Genomic DNA, 19,714 nt, shown 5'->3' on the forward strand with positions numbered 1-19,714 from the left:
GAAACAGCAGGGCCAAACCGCAGGACCTGACAGAGGATTGGACATGAACAAGCAAAAACTGATGGTTCTAGTAGCTTTCTCTTGCCTGCTTGGAGTCGCGGTCATCATCGGGTGCACGACCGTGGGCCAGGGGTTCCTGATCCCGGCCGGCGGCGTGGAGGCGAAGTTCGCCTTCGTGGTCAACGGCAGCGCCGACGGTAGCGCCACTCCCACCATCAATGTCTACAAGGTGGATCCCACCACGGGCGCGCTGACGCAGGTGGTAACGGCATTCGACGCGGGCCTAGCCTCCAGCTCCAGCGCCGGAGTGGCTACGGTTTTCATCGACGCCGACCCGACCAGCCGGTTCATCTACGTGCCGCTGCCGGAGCAGGGCAAGATCGCCGTGTTCAGCGTGGACCAGTCGTCTGGCGCGCTGGCCGCCGTCCCAGGGTCGCCGTTCGCCAGTACTGCGGGCAATCCTTACTCGGCGAAGTTGAACCCCGCAGGAACCGTCCTGTACGTGACGAACTACAACGACAACACGATCTCCACCTTTTCCGTGGACAGCGCCGGCAAGCTGACGCAAATCCCACCTGACCTGCCCCTGTCCAGCGACCCACACCTGGTGGTGATGGACCCGAAGGGACGCTTCCTGTATGTGCCGAACGAAAACGGCCAGTTCAACGGCTTCACGATCAGCCCCAGTAACGGCGCCTTGACGGCGATGAACAACGGTATTCCATTCGACGCCGACAACTACAGCACCGGCGGGACAGTGGACGCCAGCGGACAATTCTTGCTGGTTGCCAACAAGTACGCCTGCGATCCGGGCACCGTCTCGGTGTACAAGATCGACCAGAACAGCGGCGTCCCCACGGAAGTGACCGGAGAAGGATCGCCCTTCGCGACTACCACAGGGGCTAACGACTGCGGTCCTTACACAGTAGTGGAGTTCATGGTTGGGGGGCAGGCTTATGTTGCCGCGAACAACTACAACGGCACCTCCAATGTCGCTGTGTTCAGCCTCGATACCACGAGTGGGAAGCTTAAGGCGGTCGGCGGGTCGCCGTTCGTGTTCAATAACTGGCAGTGGCTCCACTACATCGCGGTCGATCCGTCGGGTAAGTTCGGTTACGCCGTCGATTTCGGGACCGATTGTTGTGATACTGGTCCTTCGACCATCACCGGCGTCACCATCGACTCGAACGGGAACCTCACGCAGATCCCGGGGTCACCGTTCTCAAACGGGACGAACGCGCCAACGCAGATCATCATCACCCACTGAGCTGTTTTGCGAAAAGACCAACGGCACCGCCGCATGCGGTGCCGTTTTCTTTTGTCGTGCGGCCTGCGCAAACTGTGATCTGGCCGGGGCGGTTTCGCCTCCAGGTCACGCAACGTCATTTCTGGTCTTTTTCTCTGCGCTCGGTTTCCTGCCCGGTGATGATCACCCAACTTCTGGCTTCCTTGGTCAGGATGTACTTCAGGCGGGTGCGCAGCGGGCGACCGAGCCGGGTGGTGGCGCCGGGAGGCAACGACTTGTAGTTCGTTATCTCTGCATCGATATCGCAGACCACGACTCTCGGGCGCACGAAGCGGATCTCGCGGATCTCGTACCTAAGGTGCGCGCCCTTGAAATGCGTGCGGAACATCTGCTGAAGCCGATCCCGGAACGGGTTGCGGCCGCTGATGACGGTACCCGCCAGGTCCGTGAACTGCATCGCATCGATGAAGTCGACCACGTAGCCCGCGGCGTCCCGGTCGTTCCAGGCTTTCTCCTGCGCTTTCATCTCGGCGGTAATAAGATTGATGTCCCCGGGCGTGCCTCTGAACGATCGCATCTTGCCGGGCTGCGTCGAATGTGGCTGCTGTTGGTGTTGCTGCTGGGGAGGGGCTTGGGCCACGACACTGGTAGCGAGGAGCAGGAGAAAGGTGACTGTTCGCATGACGAACGACACTACCACACGGATGGTGCCGCGTGACCTGCGATCTAGAGAGCGGGACGCGGGCTCGTGGCGCTCACTAGCTCAAGCGTAGATGATGGTTCCCACGTGCTCCCCGTTCGCCGCCGGCGGCTCGCTGACCCAGGTCGGTCCGCAGGTCATCGAGACCAGCAGCAAGGGTTTGCCACCACCGCCGCACACCCCGCCCTAGCCGAACCCGGGCTAGGACGGGGCACCCCAAGGCTCCCCTGTGATCTCAGCGCCGGGCGCCGGCCGCCACCGGTGCGGGAAAGACGTCATAGATATAGTCGTGGGCGTCCAAGGCGATCTTGTCCAGGGCGCCTGATTGGACGCGCTTGGCGATCTCCTCGCGGGGGAGATCGAAGAGCGTCTCCAGGATCTGGGTGCGCTGCTTCGGGTTGGCCTGGCCCACCTCGAAGAGCACGCGGGCGCTGTGCTGGATGTAGCGGGGCGAAAGCAATTGGCGTTTCAGCAGCTCCATGATGACGGGAGCTTTGGAACGGTCGAAGCGGCCGGGATCGCCGCGGCGATCCAGCTCGGCGAAGAACTCCGCGGTCCATTGGTTGTGGTGGTCCCACACCTTCTGGAAAAGCTCGTGGGTGAAGCGGGTGCCGGCCTTGATCTCGGCGGCGTTGGCAGCTAGTTCGACCCCATCCTCGGTGAGCGCGGAGCGCTTGAGATGGCCGTCCTTGGTGATGGCGGCCTGGTGCTGGACAAGGGTCCAGAGCCAGGACACGTTGATGCGGTAGGTGGCGAGGTCGTTCATGAAGCGCAGCTTGAGCTCGTAGTCGTCGATGGCGGCCGCGAAGTTGCCGTTGAGGATCTGGAAGCCGTAGTTCGCCGCCATGTAGAAAGAGTGCTGGATGTGCTCGATAGTGACCTCACCCTTGGGCACGCTGTAGATGGCGTCCCAGAGTTCCTGGGTAAAGAGTTTCTCCGGGGTGTCGAGCGTGCTCTTGGTGATGACCTGGGGAGTAATCTGACCCTTCGCATCCAATAAGCCACGGGATTTCAGCAGGCTCCGCTCCGCATCACTGAGACCACTGGCGACTGTGGGCAGCGGTTTGCCATTCACGTCCACGGTCTCTTGCGGGGCATCGAGGATGGCCTGGAGGTGGGCCACGGGTGCGCGCAAGGGAGCATTGCCGGCGGCGACGTAGGCGGTTTCCGGGCTGGCGACCCAGCTCTGGCGGTAGGCATCGTAGAGCCGTCCCTTCACGCGACCGGCAAGGATGTCGTCCAAGGTCGGGTGTTGCCCTGCGGGCAGAGGCTGCTCGGGCACGAACATGAGGCCGAGGATGCGCTCGCGGAGCTTGTCGATGACCATGGCGCGGAGAGCCAGCGGGTTGTATCGCGCGCGGCCATAGGGATCGCTGGGTTGATAGATCATGACCGCCGCCATGCCGCCGATGGGGGCGGCCTGGCTGAGCTCGCCGTTCTTCATGCCGGCCATGAGCATCATCAGGGCGTTGTAGCGCTGATAGGCGATCATGGTGGGGGTGGCCATGCCGACGGTCTGCGGATCGGGAAAGACGCCCTTGGCGTCGTCCTTCCACATCTCGATGATGCTGCCCAAGTAGTCCCAGCGGCCGACGTTCGTCCCCAGGAGGCGACGGCGCAAGACCCAGGCAATGGCGGGCAAGAAGCGTCCCGCATTTCCCTCCTCGTAGAGCACCTTGATCTTGATGGTGCCGGCGGGGACGCCGATGATGCCTTCCAGCCGCGACAGGAGCTTCTCCAGGATGAGGGCTTCCTGAGGCGTCTGATGTTTCGGGATGTAGAAGTAGACGCCGGTGCCGGCGCGGGTGAGAGATTCGTAGTTGTTGAGGGTCCAGAGGACAGCAATGGCGATCAGGCCGGACACCGGTTGATCGTCGACCCGGATGTGATCAAATCGCACGTGCATACCGGCCGGGCGACAAAACCGGGTGGGCCACTGCGAAGACGGCTTGTTGATCTTGTACGTCCGTTTGTTGCCTTTCTTCACCACCTCATAGGGGCGGCCGTCCCATTGACCTTCCAGGATCTCCTTGGCGTTCTGCAAGGCGGCAAAAATCCCCACCGGCTGATCCTTGGGCGTGCCATCGGGCTGGAAGTGGGGCGGGGAGGCGTCTTCCCAGTCGGGCATGTTCACGGGCGCCGGGCTATTCAAGGCGTTGAAGGCCATGTCGAGGGGATGCCACGGCCCGGTGAGCTCCAAGCCGGGATTGGTCAGGGGGTGGGCGTCCTTGGGGATGGGCACCTGGTCGTTGAGCCGCCAGCGCCACTCGCTGTCCCGGCCCAGAAAATTGTCAATCAGGCCTTGGACGATCTGGCGAAAGGTCCAAGACTTCCCAGTGATGGGATCCTCAAACCTCTCGTCCCACTTCGGCCAGGCATACTTCTTGGTGACCGGCGCGGGGGACTCCAGTAACGTCCGACGTGCGGTCAGGCCGGCAGCGATCTCGGGACCCAGCTCTCGGGTGAGCGTGGCGATCGTCTGTTCGACGCTGACTTCTCGACCGTTCACCCGCTTGGCACCGAAGAGGTCTGGAAACTTCTGGAGAACGTCCTGACGGATCATGGGCTGGGCCTCCTCACATGTTTCGCACGAGCGTGCAGGCGAATAGAGCACTATTGCAGGTGGGGCGTCAAGCCGTAGCTACGGGTGGGCCCGGGCGTGGAAGATTCTGCGGTGTATACTTTGCCGCCTCCCATCCTGGCGCCCAGACGGAAAATTGCAGATGGTGGAAAGGGATCGCCCAGCGGACGTCCTCATCATGTACCGAATTCTGGCACTCATTGTGTGGCTGGCAGCGAGCGCGGCCGGGCAATGGCAGCCGCAGGAAAGCAACACCAAGGAATCGCTGCGCGGGATCAGTGTCGTCGACGAAAGCATCGCGTGGGCAAGCGGCACCCACGGGACCTACCTCCTCACCGTCGACGGCGGACAAACCTGGAAGCCGGGGCAGGTTCCGGGAGCGGAAGGGCTCGACTTCCGCGATGTGCATGGGTTCGGGTTCTCGGCCTTTCTACTGGCCGCGGGGCCGGGCGAGCGATCGCGGATCTACAAGACCAACGATCGCGGCAATCACTGGGAACTCCAGTTCACCAACCATGATCCCAAGGGCTTCTTCGACTGCATGGCATTCTGGGACGAGAAGCACGGCATCGCCGTCGGCGACCCGGTGGACGGAAGATTCCAGATCATCACCACCGAAGATGGCGGCAAGACATGGAAATATGTGGACCGGCGCAGAATACCGGAGGCGATCGAGGGCGAGGGCGCATTCGCGGCCAGCGGAACCTGCATCGCGACCGAGGGACAGAAGAATGCCTGGTTCGTGACCGGCGGAGCGGCGGCGCGGGTGTTCCGATCGAGCAACCGGGGCAGAAGCTGGAAGGTGAGCGAGACACCGATCCAGCACGGGATTCCGTCTGCCGGCATCTTTTCGGTGGCGTTCCGCGATGCGCGTCATGGGGTGATCGCCGGGGGAGACTACAGTCGTTCCGATGCGGGGGGCGCAAACCTGGCCACGACGGATGATGGCGGCAAGACCTGGAAACCGGCGAAGGTGGCGGAGCAGGAGTATTTCTCGGGAATCGCATACGTGACGGAAGGCGGCGGGCTGGCGGCGGTCGGATCCAGCGGGAGCGCGTTCTCCGAGGACGGACTGAAGAGCTGGAAGTCCTTCCTGCCGGAGGGGTTCAACGCTGTGGCTGGCGCTCCCTTGTCGGGGGTGGCGTGGGCGGCCGGCGCAAACGGCAAGATCGCCAAAGCCGTGCTCGGGTATTGCGGAGCTCACTGCGAGAGCCGCAAGGAACGGTGATCGCTGGCATCCGAGGCGTGGCAAATCAGGCGAAAAATGGCATACTCCGCCGAGCAATACAGGAAAACGAATGGCTGAACCCGCAGTCGCGCGCAGCAACGCGTCCCAAGCTCCCCAATCGCAGCCAGCGGGAGAAGGTGGCACTGTGCGGCGGACCCAGGATCTGGCGGGCGACTTCTGGGGCGGTCTGGCAGCGATGCTGGTGGCGCTGCCGTCGGCCATTGCTTTCGGCGTGACCATTCTCGCGCCGCTGGGCAGCAGCTACGCGGCGCAGGGTGCGATCGCGGGCATCCTGGGGACGTTCGCGCTGGGGATGGTGGCACCGACGTTCGGGGGGACCCGGCGGCTGATCACGGCGCCGTGCGCACCGGCGACGGCGGTGATGTCGGCGCTGGCCATCGTACTCACGCAACGAGGCGTTGGCCCGGAGCCGGCGCTGCTCATGCTGGCCGTGGTGGCATTGCTGTGCGGCGTGATGGAGATCGCCTTCGGCGTGATCGGGCTGGGGAAGCTGATCAAGTACATGCCTTACCCGGTGGTCAGCGGTTACCTGAGCGGCGTCGGGCTGGTGATCATCCTCAGCCAAGTGCCGAAATACCTGGGGACGCCGAAGTCGCTCGGGTTCTGGGAGGCGGTGGGCTCGCCGGGGCATTGGAAGTGGGAAGGCATGATCGTGGGCGCGGTCACCGTCGCGGTGATGGTGTTGGCGCCGAAGGTGACCAAGGCGGTGCCGGCGGCGATCCTGGGGCTGCTGGCGGGCATGGGCGCATATTTTGCGCTGGGGCTCGCGGACAAGTCCATGCTGGCGCTGGCGGGCAACAAGCTGGTGATCGGGCCACTGGCTGGGTCCAATGTCGGTTTCGTCGAAGCCATCGTGGGCCGCTGGAAGGCGGTGAGCGCGCTGCACGGCCTGGACATGAATCTGCTGTTCTCAACAGCGCTGACGCTGGCGGTGCTGCTCTCGATCGACACGCTGAAGACCAGCGTGGTGCTGGACGCGTTGACGCGCAGCCGCCACAACTCGAACAAGGAATTGATCGGGCAGGGGCTGGGAAACCTGGCGTCGGTGGCGATCGGAGGCGTGCCGGGATCGGGGCAGATGGGGGCAACGCTGGTCAACATGTCCAGCGGCGGGCAGACGCGGAGGTCGGGGGTCATCGAAGGAGCGCTGGCGCTGCTCGCGTTCCTCATCCTGGGTAGGCTGATCGCCTGGGTGCCGATTGCGGCACTGGCCGGGATCCTGATCGTGGTGGGCGTGCGGATGTTCGACCGCAACAGCCTGCACCTGCTGAAGTCGCGCTCGACCATCCTGGACTTCGGGGTGATCGCGACGGTGGTGGTGGTGGCGGAGACGGTGAGCCTGATCGCGGCGTCGGGCGTGGGCATCGGACTGGCCATCATGCTGTTCATCCGGCAGCAGGTGGGGGGCGCGGTGGTGCGGCGGAAGGTCAATGGGAACGAAAGGTTCTCCAAGCAGATGCGGCTGCCGCAGGAGATGGCGATCCTGGAGAAGCGCGGCGACCGTACCGTCATCTTCGAACTGCAAGGCAGCCTGTTCTTCGGCACGACCGACCAGCTCTACACCGAACTCGAGCCGGAACTGAAGAAACGGACATACGTGGTGCTGGACATGCGGCGGGTGCAGTCGGTGGATTTCACCGCCGCCCACATGCTGGAGCAGATCGAAGACATGTTGGCGGACCGGGGCGGGGTGCTGATCTTCAGCCACATGCCGAACGAAGTGCCGAGCGGCCAGGACATGGAACGGTACTTCGATACCGTCGGACTGGTCCGTGCGGAGCGGCACGCGAAGATCTTCGCCCACCTGGACGAGGCTCTAGAGTGGATCGAGGACCGGATCCTGGAAGAGGAGCGGATGGAGCGCGAGCAGGAGAAACTGCTGGATCTGCGGGAGATCGAACTGTTCCGGCAGCGCAAAGAAGAGACGTTGGCGGCGTTCGAGTCGTGCACGGTGAACAAGTCGTACAAGGCGGGGGAAAAGATCTTTTCCATGGGCGACGCGGGCGACGAACTATTCCTGATCCGGCGGGGAACGGTGCGCATCCTGATGCCGCTGGGAGCCAAGTCGGGACACCACCTGGCGACGTTCGGGCGGGGAGATTTCTTCGGCGAAATGTCGTTCCTGGACCGAGCACCGCGGTCGGCGGATGCGGTGTCGCATACCGACACCGAACTCTACGTCATCACAAGAAAACGCTTCGACGAACTTACCGTGGACCACCGGATGCTGGCGCTGAACATGATGGAGGGCATCGCGACAGCGCTGGCGTCGCGCCTGCGCCGCACCGACGTGGAGCTGCGCTCCTACCAGGAAAACTGATCGCACCAGGCGGAAGCGAGGCGCCGGAGGTGAGACGGCGCCCCGCTTGGGTTGTCTGAAAGGTGGGTTGCGCCGAGATTGCCACACTGTCGTGAATGCAGGGTTACGCGCCCGTGAATTGTCGGTGAATCACAGAGCAGAAGTGGGCAGATCGTGACCGCTGGAGTCGGGGCATGCGGCCGAGAGAAGGGAGAAGCGCCCCACACTCGCACAGCTTCATCCCGGCGTACCGGGAACTGAATACGGGCCGGACTTAGCTCCGCCGCCGGAAGAAGTTGGGCACGGCCCTGCCGGCGACCAAAATGAAATCGTACTGCTTCAAAGCCTCGAGATCGCGGGTCTCAGCCAGATGAAAGAGCTTGTCCACGAGGCGGTCCACGTCGGCCGGCGGCATGTTCTTGGTGGCGGCCCAGAATTTCGGCGGGTTCAGCCAGATACGATCATCACTGCGAGATGTGTTCATGTCCACGTCCATCATCGTCGGGCTGGTGAGTTGGACAACTGCAGAAGCGGCAGCCAGAGTAATGATAGCTCTGTCGCGCCGCGAGGCAACCGCCAGCGGCAGAAATTAACATTCCTTTAACATTGCTTGACGGCCGAGACTATGCACCATTGCTGGTGCTTTGAGCTGCGCTCCCGATCGCACGTGCGGTCCCGATCCTCGATTTCACGGGGCTGTAACGCTCTCTTAACCTGGGAAGAGTAAGCTCCGGACCGTGCGGCAAGCTGTAGCAGCAAATTCCAATGCACCGGCGATGCGCCACCGGGGGCGAGAACGGACGTATTCGACCGCCGAGCTGACGCAGATCATTCTGCACGCATGCCTGGTGGCGAGAGACGCAGCCTTCAATGTCGGCAATCTGCTATCGAGCTCATCGGGGATGGCGGTGCTGGCGGTCAAAGAGTGCGAGTACGACCTCGACAGCTACGAGCGCCTCATCGACGAGGAAATCCCGGCGGCGATCACACAGGTGGACGAGATACAGGCGCGACAACTGCTGTCCTGTCTGAAGTTCATCACCGATCTGGAGCGCATTGGAGACTTGATGCTGTGGGTGGCACAATGCGCCCAGCGGTTTCATCCCAAGCTGGAGCGCAGAGATACAGCACCGCTGCTCAAGATGGGGCTTACGCTGGAACAAATGTTGGACACAACGCATACGGCATTTGTCAGCCGGGACGCGGTGCTGGCCCAATCCGTCATCAAGGCGGACCGCCAGATCGATGAAGTGCGGCAGGCCCTGTTCCGGAAGCACCTGCAACAAACCGCCCGCCAGAACCCCACCCGAACCATCAACCTGCTGCTGATGGCTCAGGCCTTCGAGCGCGCAGGAGACCATGCGAAGAACCTGGGTGAAGAGCTGGTCCACCTGTTCGAGGGCCATAGCATGCGCCATGCATCGACCGAGGATAAGAAGCGAGGCAGAAACCTGAGCGAGCTGTGAGCGCTGGAGGCGGACTGCGCCGGATAAACGGCGTACGATAAGCCGATGAGCGCGTACGCATTCTTTCCCGACATCACCAAGCAGGCGACCATTCCCGAGAAGGGGATCCTAAGCCGCACGCTGCACCAGGACGAAAAGCTGAAGATCATCCTGTTCGGCTTCGCGCAGGGAGAAGAGTTGTCGGAACATACGGCGCAGGTGCCGGCGGTACTGCACTTCCTCGAAGGCCGAGCGCAGCTCAAGCTGGGCGACGATGTGATGAGCGCGAGCGCGGGCTCGCTGGCGCACATGCCGGCGAAGCTGACCCACGCCATCAAGGCGGAGACGCCGGTGCTGATGCTGCTCTACATGCTGAAGTAGGCAGCAGCCATTCCCTTCGATCTTCAGTGAAGGGAAGCGACTTTCGCCTTCACCTTGGCCAGCAACTGGGACGGCAGATCGGAGTAGCCCTCCTGCAGGGCAAGCTGCTGGCCATCGGAGTACACCCAGTTCAAGAAATCCGCCAGAGCCGCAGCACGCCGGGCATCGGGGGAGCTGGTGCGCAGGTACAGCCAGGTGAAGCTGGTGATGGGGAATGAGTCGGCGCCCGGCGCATTGGTCAAGGAGGCGGCAAACTTGTCCCACGAGGGCGCCTCGACCGCGCGGCAGGCATTGGTGATGGTTTCCGACGAAGCTTTGACGAAGTGTCCCGCCGGGTTGAGCACGAGGCCGAACGGGATGCCCGCCTTGATGGCGTATTGAGCTTCCACAAAGCCGATCGAGCCGGGCTCGCTCTTCACCTTGTCGGCCATGTCGGAGCTGCGCTCGGCGGGGACGCCGACCGGCCACCGGGGAGAGGGGCTGATCCCTATCTCCGCGTGGAATTTGGGGCTGGTCTTGGACAGGAACTCGGAGAAGACGTAATTGGTGCCCTTGCCGCCAGGCCGGTAAATCACCTTGATGGGCAGATCCGGCAGGGACACGCCCGGGTTCAGCTTGGCGATCTGCGGCGCATTCCAGGTCTTCACGGTACCAAGAAAAATCTCGGCCAGTAGTTCGCCGGAGAAACGAAGCTCTTTCTGAGTTCCGGGCAAGTGATAGATGGGCACGATGCCGATCAACACAGAGGGCAATTCCAGCAGATTTTCTTCACTGCGCTCCTTGGCGGTGAGCGCCACTTCGCCGGCGCCGAAGTCGCCGACACCGTGGGAGATCTGTTTTATGCCTTCGCTGGTGCCGATGGGAAGATAGCGCATCTGGAACCCCGGCTTGCGCTTGTTATAGGCATCCGTCCACTTGGCGTAGAGGGGCGCAGGGACACTGGAACCGGAGCCGACCAGAACGACGGCTTCTTGCGCCGAACCCAAGCGGGGGAGTGCGGCGAGGGAGAGAAATACTGCAACAGAAAGTAGCAAGGTTTTTTTCATGGCTTGCCTCGAAATAATGGCCGCAATCTTAAGTCGCCTTGCGGGATAGTCAAGATAAGAATCGTATCGCTGGCGCCGGCAGTCGTGATGCGCAGGCGCGGATTCAGCGCGCGGCGATGAGAGGGACGGCGATGAGCGCGGCGGTCATGCCCGCGGTCTGGATCCGCGTGATGCGTTCTTTCAGAAGCAGGCGAGCGAGCAGCACGGTGACCGCGGGGTAGAGAGAGGACAAGACGGCGGCGACATCGAGCCGCCCGCGCTGGCTGGCGAGGATGAAGAAGAAATTGCCGAAGGTGTCGAGCAGGCCGGCGGCAAGGACCACAGGGAGCACACCAACGCCGGGCAGCGAGCCACGCTGGGCGATGAGGATGATCGCGGCCAGAATCAGAGAGGTGGCGAGGGCAGCGGCCAGCGGCCAGTAGGTCGCTTCCGCGCTGGCCTGGCGCATGAAGACCAAGAAGCTACCGAATCCCAAGCCGGCGAAGAGCGCGAGGCCAAGTCCCTGGGGGCGGATCTTGCCTTCCGGGCGCGAGATGAACCAGAGAGCGATCAGGGCCAGCACCAGGCCGCATATCTGAAGCATATGGGGGAGCCCTTCGGTCAGGGCGGCCACGACGACCGGCAGCGCCGCCGAGAGGACAGAGGTCACGGGAGCGGCAATGCCCATCTTGCCGATGGCCAGGGCGCGGTAAAGAGCGGGCAGCGCGAGTCCTCCGACGAATCCGGCGGCGCAGGCCCACAGCAGGGCGCGGGTGGAGGGCAAGTGCTCGTGCGTGATCCAGGCGAGCGCCAGCATCAATGTAAGGCCGCAGGCACGAGCGACGGTCAGCACACCGAACACCTGGGCGCGCTTGCTGGCGATGCCGCCGCTGAAGTCCGCGGTGCCGAACGCGGCGGCGGAGGCAAGACCGAAGGCGGCGGAAGCGAACCCCGAAGGAACGATCATGTGTTAGCGGCGTGGAACCACGTAGAGCAGCACGGCGATGTAGTGGCACACGCTGCCGATCAAGACAAAGACGTGCCAGATCGCATGGTGATGGGGAATGCGCTTGCTGGCGAAGAAGATTATGCCCCCCGTATAGGCGATGCCGCCGGCGAAGAGCCAAGCGATGGCCCCCGGTGGAACCCGCTCGAGCAGGGGCTTGGTGGCGATGACGACCATCCACCCCATGAGCACGTAGATGACGACCCCGACGATGGCGAAGCGGCGGATGAAAATCGCCTTCCACGCGATACCGACGACGGTCAATCCCCAAACCAGGCTGAACAACGTCCAACCCCATCCGCCGCCGAGCTGCACCAGGGTGAACGGCGTGTACGTTCCGGCGATCAGCAGGTAGATCGCGCTGTGGTCAATGATGCGCAGGACATGCTTGACCCTCGGGCCGCGCACGCTGTGATAGATGGTCGAGGCGGCGTACATGAAAACCAGCGTCGAACCATAGATGGAGCAGGTAACGATGTGGCGGGCCGTGCCGTGAAGGGAGGCCAGCACGACGAGGACGACCGTCCCGGCGGTCGCCAGCAGCAGGCCAATGCCGTGTGTGATCGAATTTGCGAGTTCTTCGTAGGGCGAGCTGTCGTGCATAGTGGCGAGTACCAGTCGCTCCGGGTACTCAGTGTCAGTTCTCGAAGGAACAGGAGCCAGGCCCGCCGGGATGGCCGCAGGAACCGCAAGGCGAGGGCGCAGAATCGAATGAAGGCGCGCTCTGGGTCTTGCCTCCGGCCACAGCGAAGACAGAAAGTTGCTGCTCCAGCTTCTTGCCGTGGCACGACGGGCACTCGGCCTGGTTCGATCCCATGACGATGGCTTCGAATCTCTTGCCGCAACCCTTGCAGAGATACTCGAAAATAGGCATAAGACAGTAGATAGTAGCTGGTAGCCAGTAGCAAGTCAGGAGCCGGCTCGGCCGCTCCTTAGAATTTGATACCAGCAATATGGGCCGGGAGGCAAAATAAATCGGATGAACGTGGCGGACGAATTCGTTCCCCGGACGGGGATGCGGAGCGGACACCTGCAGACGCTGGTGACGACGTACCTGCCGCGCGAAAACCGGCTGCCCACGGGCGAAGACCGCCTGTTCAGGGTCGAGCCGGACGTACAGGTTCTCTGCCACTGCCACTGGAAGCCGGAGCGGGAGTGCCGGCTGACCATGGTGATCGTGCACGGGCTGGAGGGCTCGGCGGAGTCGCAGTACGTGATCGGCAACGCGAACAAGGCGTGGGCCGCGGGATGGAACGTGGTCCGGATGAACATCCGCAACTGCGGCGGGACCGAGAAGCTGTCGGCGACGCTTTATCATTCGGGGCTGTCGGCGGACGTGCGCGCGATCGTGCATGCGCTGATCGCGGAAGACAAGCTGGAAGGGGTGGCGCTGGTGGGCTACTCGATGGGGGGAAACCAGGTGCTGAAGGCGGCGGGCGAGTGGGGAAGCGAAGCTCCGCCGCAGCTCAAGGCGGTGGCGGCCGTTTCACCCGGGATGGACCTGGACGCCTGCGCCACGCTGCTGCACGAATGGCAGAACCGCATCTACGAATGGCACTTCCTCTCCTCGTTGAAGAAACGCATGCGGTACAAGGCGCAATTGTTTCCGGGGAGGTTCGACGTCTCGCGGCTGCGCGGGTTGCGCAGCATCCGAGACTTCGACGACCGGGTGACGGCGCACTACTGCGGCTTCACCGGCGCCGCCGACTACTACTACCGGGCGAGCGCAGCGCGGGTGATCGAACGGGTCGCTGTTCCCACGCTCATCATCCATGCGCTCGACGATCCGTTCATCACCATCACGCCGGAGAGCAAGGCGAAGATCCTGGCGAATCCGAACATTTGCTACGTCGAGACCAGGCACGGCGGCCATTGCGGCTTTCTGGCGGCGGCGAGGAATGGGTACGACGGCAGGTGGGCGGAGCTAAGAATACAGGAGTTCCTGAAGGAATTGCCGTAATCGCCGTGAGCGCCGAATTTGCCAAAATCAAGCGTTCGCGGCGGTAGAATTCGCTCGCTATGCAGGTGGATTGGGCAGTGGAATTGGGGTCGGAAGACGACCGGCTGGAGATGCCGTGGGCGTCGCCGGACGGAAGCACGCGCTATTACGACCTGAAGCGCCAACCCGAACTCCTGCTCAACATCGAAGAAGCCCACCACAATCAGGAACTGGGCGAGTTCCTGGCGAGCACGAACTCGAATCATTCCGTGCTGGAGACCGCGAAGTGCGATACCTGGCTGACCAACGATCTGAACGAGGAAGAAGCGGTGTACCAGGCGGAGTGGAAGTTCGGTTCGTACGTGGACCTGCTGTTCAGCGCCGAAGAACGGCGCCACTCCTTTCCAGACCATGAGCGCTTCGCCGACGCGGCGGGCAAACTGCTGAAGCGAGCGCCGGAAATGTCGGCGGCGGCGGAGTTCATCGTGCGGCGGTGCACCTACCACATGGGCGCGGACGCCAAAGACGGGTTCTATGTCACTTTCTACCTGTACGGGTATGGGTCGGACGAGGACGAGGCGCGTCAGCGATGGGGGATCGCGATGAAGCTGGTGGAGAACGCGCTGCTGCAGCTCTCGGCGGCGGAGAGAAGAGCGGCGCAGTAAGCAAGCGCAGACGCGCAGAAACCCAGAAACCAAGTCAGATCGAAGAAGTCAGATTGCAGAAGTGAACCCTGTGACTCCACTTCTGCAATCTTCGTTCTTACTTCTTCGTTGCCGTTGGCTCCAGGGGCGTCTGTGGCTGTCTTCTCCATGCGAAAATAGAGGGCGGCAATGATCCAATTCTCCGGGGCCGGGAAGCGCTACGGCCACAAACTCCTGTTCGAAAACCTGGACTGGCTGATCACGCCGCAGGATCGCGTCGGCATCGTGGGCGCCAACGGCACGGGGAAATCCACGCTGCTGAAGATCCTCGGCGGCCTGGAGACGCTGGACGATGGCGCGCTCACGGCGGCCAAGGGGATCACCCACGGCTATCTGCCGCAGGATGGGCTTACGCTCTCCGGGCGCAGCGTATTCGCGGAGTGCATGTCGGTGTTCTCCGAGCTGAGCGCGATGGAAGAGGAGATGGAGGCGCTGACACGGCAAATGTCGGAGCTGGACCACGAAGGCGCCGAATACGCACAGGTGGCGGACCGCTTCCAGCGATTGGAGGGCGAGTTCCGGACGCGCGACGGCTACGCCATCGAGGCCCAGGTAGGCGCGGTGCTGACCGGGCTTGGGTTCCGCAAGGAAGACTGGACGCGGCTGACCGATGAGTTCTCGGGCGGGTGGCAGATGCGCATCGCGCTGGCCAAGCTCCTGCTGCAAAAGCCGAACCTGTTGCTGCTCGATGAGCCCACGAACCATCTGGATCTGGAGACGCGCAACTGGCTCGAGGAGTACCTGCACGATTACCCACACGCCTACGTGCTCATCTCGCACGACCGATACTTCCTCGACGTCACGGTCGGCAAGATCGTCGAGATCTGGAACAAGCGGGTGCACTTCTATCCCGGCAACTACGACAAGTACCTGGCACAGAAGACGCAGAGGCTGGAGTCGCTGGAAGCGGCGTATCGCAACCAGCGGGCGCGCATCGAGCAGCTGGAGGCGTTCATCAACCGCTTCCGCTACCAGGCGACCAAGGCCAAGCAGGTGCAGAGCCGCATCAAGGAGCTGGAGAAGATCGAGCGCGTCGAGGTGCCGCCGGGGGAGAAGACCATCCACTTCAAGTTCCCGCAGCCCAAGCCGAGCGGAAGGCTGGTGGCGGAGTTCAAGAGGGTTGCCAAGAGCTACGGCGCGAAGAACGTGTTCCGTGACACCAGCTTCATGGTAGAGCGCGGCGACCGCATCGCGCTGGTGGGGCCGAACGGAGCGGGGAAGTCCACCCTCATAAAGCTGCTTGCTGGGATCGAGCCGCCGAGCGGAGGGGAGTACCGGCTGGGGCACAACGTCGAGGCGGACTATTTCGCGCAGGACCAGTACAAGGAACTCGACCCCGAGCGGCGTGTGCTTGACGACATCTGGGAGCAGGCGCCACACCACACGCAGACGGACCTGCGCAGCCTGCTGGGGTGTTTCCTGTTCACCGAGGACGACGTCTTCAAGCGCATCGGGGTGCTGTCGGGCGGCGAGCGCAATCGCTATGCACTCGCTCGAATGCTGCTGCATCCGGCGAACTTCCTGCTGTTGGACGAGCCGACGAACCACCTGGATCTGCGGGCGAAGGACGTGCTCTTGGAAGCACTGGAGAGATATTCGGGGACGGTGGTGTTCGTGTCGCACGACCGCTACTTCATCGACAAGCTGGCGACCAAGGTGTTCGAGATCGGCGGGGGAGAAGTCGGCGTGTATCCGGGAAACTACGAAGACTACCGCTGGCGGAAGGAGCGGGACGCCGTAGGGCAGGCGCCCCCGCCTGTCATCCTGGAGGCGAAAAATGACGGCGGACAGCCGAGGGCGGCTGTCCCACACTCGGCGAAGCGCATCAACCCCATCAAGCGACGGCAGATGCAGGGGCGATGCGCCGAGTTGGAGGAGCTGATCGGGCGCGCGGAGCAGGGGATCCGCGAGTGCGAGAAGGCGCTGGAGTCTTTCGTCAGCGCAGAGGAGACGGCGCGGCAAACGGAGCTGCTGAAGCAACGCCGGGCGGACCTTAATGCGCTGATGGCAGAGTGGGAAGAGGTGTCGGGGGTACTGGAAGCGGAATCGTAAGGTCTAGACGCCGACCCCGGCGGCGCGGGCGGCGAGACGCTCGCGGGCGTGCCGGGCGGCCTCGCGCACTATCGGGTCCGGAGCGGAGATGCAAGCATCCAGGTGCTGCGCCAGCGATACCAGCCCCAGGCTGCCGATGGCGCGGGCGCCGCAGGCGCGCAGCCAGGGATCATCACTGGTGATGAGAAGCGCTACCGCGGTCTCCTGGTCGGGTACGCCGGCATGCACGATGCGATCCGCGAGCTTGACGCGCTCGTCCAAAGACACTTCGCTGTCCAGCAGGGGAACCAGGATCTTCCGCAGTTGCGGCTTCAGGATGTTGTCCAGGAATTCCATCGCGTTGTCGTGGACGATGTGATCGCTCGACTGCAGGCCAAAATAGGCGCTGTGCAGGTCGTGCCGAGGATAGAGCAGCCCGAGCAGGCGAAAGATGCGCTCACGCTCGTGATCCAAGGACTTGCGCATCGCGTCAAGCGCTGAGTCGTCGAGCTCGGCGGCGAGGCGATGGAGCACCTGGTGCGAGCGATAGTGGCCCAGGACCTCAGCGGCAAGGATGCTCTCGATGGTTGGTTCGTCGATGTTCACGTTCGGCCGCTGCTGGCGGAGCTTATTGAGCGCCGAGATCACGTGGAAGCGCACGGTCGCGTCGCGCTCCAGCAGGTTTTCGACGAGAACATGCGCGGCTTCGTCGCTGCCGATCTTCAGCAGAACCTCGGGAAGCTCCTGGCGAACGCTGGCGGGGATGGAGGGGTCGCTCAGGTAGTCTCGGATATTGCCAACCGCGGTATTGCCGTAGGATGCGAGCGCGTCAGCGGCATCATTCCCGACGACCGGGTCCGTCAAATGACCCACCAGTTCCGGGACGAAGCGGCGATTGCGCAGCTTGGCCGCGGAACGGAACACCTCACGGAGGACATCGTGGTCGGAATCCCCAAGCAACGCCTGTAGCTGCGGCTCAAAGTGAAGGGGCAGCTCGCCCAGCAGGCGGGCGGCTTCGCGTCGCGCCGGGCGGGTCTCTGCGCCGTGGCTGGCGATCATCCCGTCGAGGATCCCTTGCACCGCCTCCAAGCTCTGGTTTGGACCGGGGCGCGCCAGGAACGCGGCCACGCCGGAGCGGATGGAGAACTCGGGGAATTCGCCAAGCTCCTGGATAGTGGTGAGAGGATCGATATCGGAGTGACGCGAGAGGAAGAGCAAAGCTTCGGTGCGGACGCCAAGGTCGGGGTCGCGCAGCAGCTCGCGAACGCGTGGAATGACCGACGTGTCCGCGGCCGCGTGCAGCAGCGCCAGAGCCTTGTAACGGACCTGGGCGGCAGGGTGGCCGAGGAGCTTGCGCACCGCCGGGTGGATGTTGTGCTCACCTTCCACGCTGAGCAGGTCGAGGCCGTACAGCACGTCCTGAGGATCGGAGGAGGCGAGCTTGGCCTCGATGATGTCGCTCGTCGAACGGTCAAGGACGGGAGCGGCCGCGCGCTCGGTATCGAGGCGGTGCTGCTGGATGCTATCGCGCAAGGTGATCACGTACTCGCGGCGGGCGACGATGGCGGCTGCCAACCATGCCGAGATCAGCACCATTGACACCCAGCTCATGCTGCGCGCCGATATGTGCAGAGTGGAAGCGCAGATCAATACCGCGATACCGGCGAGTCCATCGCCGGAGCGCCAGATCACGGTATCGATGAACGACTTCACCTGCATCTTCAGGCGCGGGGCGACGGGAAGATAAAGAAGCTCGACCGTGGACTTGTCGATGGAGTAGCGCAAGACCTGGTCGGTGCTCTTCAGGACCAGCACCGAGAACAACGTGCCCATCACCAGCACCCCGGCGCTGCTGGCTAGTAAGGCGAGCGGCACCAGCATCAGGGCCAGACCGATGCCGAAGCGGCGCAGCAAGCGTGTGGTAAGGAAGAGCTGGAACACGAAGCACAACAAGCCAGCGTAGAAATTGAAATCCGCGAAGAAGACGGCGAGCTGATCCTTGTGCACCAGAAACTGCTTGGCGATGGCCTTGAATTGCCAGCCGGTCATGGTGGTCGCGTAGGACGAAAGAAAGATCAGTGTTGCCACCGAGCGCAGGTATTTGGCGCCCCAAACCAGGCGAAGGCTCTCCATGAAATTGGGAGTGGCCTTTTGGCCGCCTAGGTAGGTTGCGGCGCCGAGGGTCTTCTCACGGAGGTGCTGGCGCTGGATCAAGACCACCATCCCGGCGGAGAGCGCGACGAAGATGGCCATGCCGAGGAGCAGGGCCTCTGTCCCGAAGACCCGCACGACAGCCTTGCAGAAAAATCCGGCGAAGATCCATCCCGCGATGCCGCCACTGCCCAGCAACCCGAATACGCGCTTGGCCTCGCGCGTGGTGAGGACGTAGTTGGCCAGCGTCCACACCTGCGCCGGCGCCAGCACGCCGAAGATCCCGGCCCAGACGTAGAAAACCGGGAAAAGCCAGGGCCAGTGGAAGTACTTCACGAGAATCCAGAACAGCACGCTGTGCAGGGAGAAGAACAGCAGGCTGGCGACCAGCAGCCGGGGCAGGTCCATGTGCCTGCCGATGCGAACATATCCGGCAACGACGAACCCGACCAGCACCGCGACGGAGATGTCCACGTAGGGAAGCTGGTCGGCGCGGAAGCGGTCAAGGAAAAGGGCGTCGCGCGCGATCTTCGCGACCACGTAGGTGGTGATCACGAGAAATAGATGGACGAAGAGCAGCCCGCCCCGGGCAAGATCCCCTTCACGCAGGTTCAGAACACGTTGCAGTAATCGGGCCATGGGGACGAGGGCCTACTTTGCCGGGACTACCTCCGCCGTAGCATCCGTGTACGAGTAGAGGACATTGTTCTCCCCATTCTCCCGGATCAGCTTTTCGGCGTAGGCCACCAGCTTCTGCCACCGCTTGAACAGTGAGTCGATCTCCTCTATGCGCAGGAAGGCCTTGAGATTTTCACGTAGCTCAGGCTCGCTCATCGATTGCAGATTCTGCCACAGACGGTAGGAAGCTGGGCAGGGATTCTGTCGGCGATGCAGGGCAATGTCAAGCCGGGAACCGGGATCAGCGACTGACGACGGGCAGAAAAAAGCCCAGGTACC

Annotated in this window: 17 protein-coding genes; 8 read left to right on the top strand and 9 right to left on the bottom strand. The window is 63.0% G+C overall.

The window, feature by feature from the left end; all coding sequences use genetic code 11:
* Positions 1–43 precede the first annotated feature (43 nt).
* A complete protein-coding gene (locus LAN37_07855) occupies positions 44–1,267 on the top strand; it encodes a lactonase family protein (GenBank protein ID MBZ5647119.1) in 1,224 nt (407 codons plus the stop codon).
* A 115-nt stretch (positions 1,268–1,382) separates the two neighbouring features.
* On the opposite strand, the gene LAN37_07860 is transcribed toward LAN37_07855, so the two are convergent.
* Both LAN37_07860 and LAN37_07865 read right to left on the bottom strand, forming a co-directional pair.
* Entirely contained in the window at positions 1,383–1,928 is a 546-nt protein-coding gene (locus LAN37_07860) for an SgcJ/EcaC family oxidoreductase (protein MBZ5647120.1), read from the bottom strand.
* A 253-nt stretch (positions 1,929–2,181) separates the two neighbouring features.
* Entirely contained in the window at positions 2,182–4,509 is a 2,328-nt protein-coding gene (locus LAN37_07865) for a malate synthase (GenBank protein MBZ5647121.1), read from the bottom strand.
* 196 nt (positions 4,510–4,705) lie between these two features.
* Between LAN37_07865 and LAN37_07870 the strand changes: the two genes are divergently transcribed.
* Positions 4,706–5,755, top strand: a complete 1,050-nt coding sequence (locus tag LAN37_07870) for a glycosyl hydrolase (protein MBZ5647122.1) — start codon at positions 4,706–4,708, stop codon at positions 5,753–5,755.
* A gap of 70 nt (positions 5,756–5,825) precedes the next feature.
* Entirely contained in the window at positions 5,826–8,096 is a 2,271-nt protein-coding gene (locus LAN37_07875) for a cyclic nucleotide-binding domain-containing protein (GenBank protein ID MBZ5647123.1), read from the top strand.
* A gap of 253 nt (positions 8,097–8,349) precedes the next feature.
* Here the strand turns inward: LAN37_07875 and LAN37_07880 are convergent, their stop codons facing one another.
* Positions 8,350–8,559, bottom strand: coding sequence for a hypothetical protein (locus LAN37_07880; protein ID MBZ5647124.1), 210 nt, complete (start codon positions 8,557–8,559; stop codon positions 8,350–8,352).
* Between the two features lie 253 nt (positions 8,560–8,812).
* Between LAN37_07880 and LAN37_07885 the strand changes: the two genes are divergently transcribed.
* Both LAN37_07885 and LAN37_07890 read left to right on the top strand, forming a co-directional pair.
* Positions 8,813–9,541, top strand: coding sequence for a hypothetical protein (locus LAN37_07885; protein ID MBZ5647125.1), 729 nt, complete (start codon positions 8,813–8,815; stop codon positions 9,539–9,541).
* A 45-nt stretch (positions 9,542–9,586) separates the two neighbouring features.
* Positions 9,587–9,901, top strand: a complete 315-nt coding sequence (locus tag LAN37_07890; GenBank protein ID MBZ5647126.1) for a cupin domain-containing protein — start codon at positions 9,587–9,589, stop codon at positions 9,899–9,901.
* A gap of 23 nt (positions 9,902–9,924) precedes the next feature.
* On the opposite strand, the gene pstS is transcribed toward LAN37_07890, so the two are convergent.
* The 4 genes from pstS to LAN37_07910 all read right to left on the bottom strand — a co-directional run bounded on the left by pstS (position 9,925) and on the right by LAN37_07910 (position 12,806).
* Positions 9,925–10,947: a phosphate ABC transporter substrate-binding protein PstS gene (gene pstS / locus LAN37_07895; protein MBZ5647127.1), complete on the bottom strand. Its 1,023-nt coding sequence runs from the start codon at positions 10,945–10,947 to the stop codon at positions 9,925–9,927.
* Positions 10,948–11,050: 103 nt separating this feature from the next.
* Entirely contained in the window at positions 11,051–11,893 is an 843-nt protein-coding gene (locus LAN37_07900; protein ID MBZ5647128.1) for a DMT family transporter, read from the bottom strand.
* Between the two features lie 3 nt (positions 11,894–11,896).
* A complete protein-coding gene (locus LAN37_07905) occupies positions 11,897–12,535 on the bottom strand; it encodes a hemolysin III family protein (GenBank protein ID MBZ5647129.1) in 639 nt (212 codons plus the stop codon).
* Between the two features lie 34 nt (positions 12,536–12,569).
* Entirely contained in the window at positions 12,570–12,806 is a 237-nt protein-coding gene (locus LAN37_07910; protein ID MBZ5647130.1) for a zinc ribbon domain-containing protein, read from the bottom strand.
* A gap of 105 nt (positions 12,807–12,911) precedes the next feature.
* Here LAN37_07910 and LAN37_07915 point away from each other — a divergent pair, with 105 nt between their 5' ends.
* The 3 genes from LAN37_07915 to LAN37_07925 all read left to right on the top strand — a co-directional run bounded on the left by LAN37_07915 (position 12,912) and on the right by LAN37_07925 (position 16,627).
* On the top strand, positions 12,912–13,892 hold the full coding sequence (locus tag LAN37_07915; protein MBZ5647131.1) for an alpha/beta fold hydrolase: 981 nt from the start codon (positions 12,912–12,914) through the stop codon (positions 13,890–13,892).
* Between the two features lie 59 nt (positions 13,893–13,951).
* Positions 13,952–14,536 carry a hypothetical protein gene (locus LAN37_07920; GenBank protein MBZ5647132.1) on the top strand — a complete coding sequence of 195 codons (585 nt, stop codon included), beginning with the start codon at positions 13,952–13,954 and terminating at the stop codon, positions 14,534–14,536.
* Positions 14,537–14,704: 168 nt separating this feature from the next.
* Positions 14,705–16,627 (top strand): ATP-binding cassette domain-containing protein, encoded by a 1,923-nt coding sequence (locus LAN37_07925; GenBank protein ID MBZ5647133.1) that lies wholly within the window; start codon positions 14,705–14,707, stop codon positions 16,625–16,627.
* A gap of 3 nt (positions 16,628–16,630) precedes the next feature.
* Here LAN37_07925 and LAN37_07930 read toward each other — a convergent pair whose 3' ends face one another.
* Together LAN37_07930 and LAN37_07935 are read right to left on the bottom strand one after the other, a co-directional pair.
* Positions 16,631–19,396 carry a hypothetical protein gene (locus LAN37_07930; GenBank protein ID MBZ5647134.1) on the bottom strand — a complete coding sequence of 922 codons (2,766 nt, stop codon included), beginning with the start codon at positions 19,394–19,396 and terminating at the stop codon, positions 16,631–16,633.
* A gap of 12 nt (positions 19,397–19,408) precedes the next feature.
* Positions 19,409–19,591 (bottom strand): hypothetical protein, encoded by a 183-nt coding sequence (locus LAN37_07935; protein MBZ5647135.1) that lies wholly within the window; start codon positions 19,589–19,591, stop codon positions 19,409–19,411.
* Positions 19,592–19,714 lie beyond the last annotated feature (123 nt).

This window comes from Terriglobia bacterium (assembly GCA_020073495.1).
GTDB lineage: Bacteria > Acidobacteriota > Terriglobia > Terriglobales > Acidobacteriaceae > JAIQFD01.

Bases quoted from the DNA above. Each gene is read 5' to 3' on its own strand.
- LAN37_07855 (MBZ5647119.1), top strand. From the start codon at position 44: ATGAACAAGCAAAAACTGATGGTTCTAGTAGCTTTCTCTTGCCTGCTT.
- LAN37_07860 (MBZ5647120.1), bottom strand. From the start codon at position 1,928: ATGCGAACAGTCACCTTTCTCCTGCTCCTCGCTACCAGTGTCGTGGCC.
- LAN37_07865 (MBZ5647121.1), bottom strand. From the start codon at position 4,509: ATGATCCGTCAGGACGTTCTCCAGAAGTTTCCAGACCTCTTCGGTGCC.
- LAN37_07870 (MBZ5647122.1), top strand. From the start codon at position 4,706: ATGTACCGAATTCTGGCACTCATTGTGTGGCTGGCAGCGAGCGCGGCC.
- LAN37_07875 (MBZ5647123.1), top strand. From the start codon at position 5,826: ATGGCTGAACCCGCAGTCGCGCGCAGCAACGCGTCCCAAGCTCCCCAA.
- LAN37_07880 (MBZ5647124.1), bottom strand. From the start codon at position 8,559: ATGAACACATCTCGCAGTGATGATCGTATCTGGCTGAACCCGCCGAAA.
- LAN37_07890 (MBZ5647126.1), top strand. From the start codon at position 9,587: ATGAGCGCGTACGCATTCTTTCCCGACATCACCAAGCAGGCGACCATT.
- pstS (MBZ5647127.1), bottom strand. From the start codon at position 10,947: ATGAAAAAAACCTTGCTACTTTCTGTTGCAGTATTTCTCTCCCTCGCC.
- LAN37_07900 (MBZ5647128.1), bottom strand. From the start codon at position 11,893: ATGATCGTTCCTTCGGGGTTCGCTTCCGCCGCCTTCGGTCTTGCCTCC.
- LAN37_07905 (MBZ5647129.1), bottom strand. From the start codon at position 12,535: ATGCACGACAGCTCGCCCTACGAAGAACTCGCAAATTCGATCACACAC.
- LAN37_07910 (MBZ5647130.1), bottom strand. From the start codon at position 12,806: ATGCCTATTTTCGAGTATCTCTGCAAGGGTTGCGGCAAGAGATTCGAA.
- LAN37_07915 (MBZ5647131.1), top strand. From the start codon at position 12,912: ATGAACGTGGCGGACGAATTCGTTCCCCGGACGGGGATGCGGAGCGGA.
- LAN37_07920 (MBZ5647132.1), top strand. From the start codon at position 13,952: ATGCAGGTGGATTGGGCAGTGGAATTGGGGTCGGAAGACGACCGGCTG.
- LAN37_07925 (MBZ5647133.1), top strand. From the start codon at position 14,705: ATGATCCAATTCTCCGGGGCCGGGAAGCGCTACGGCCACAAACTCCTG.
- LAN37_07930 (MBZ5647134.1), bottom strand. From the start codon at position 19,396: ATGGCCCGATTACTGCAACGTGTTCTGAACCTGCGTGAAGGGGATCTT.
- LAN37_07935 (MBZ5647135.1), bottom strand. From the start codon at position 19,591: ATGAGCGAGCCTGAGCTACGTGAAAATCTCAAGGCCTTCCTGCGCATA.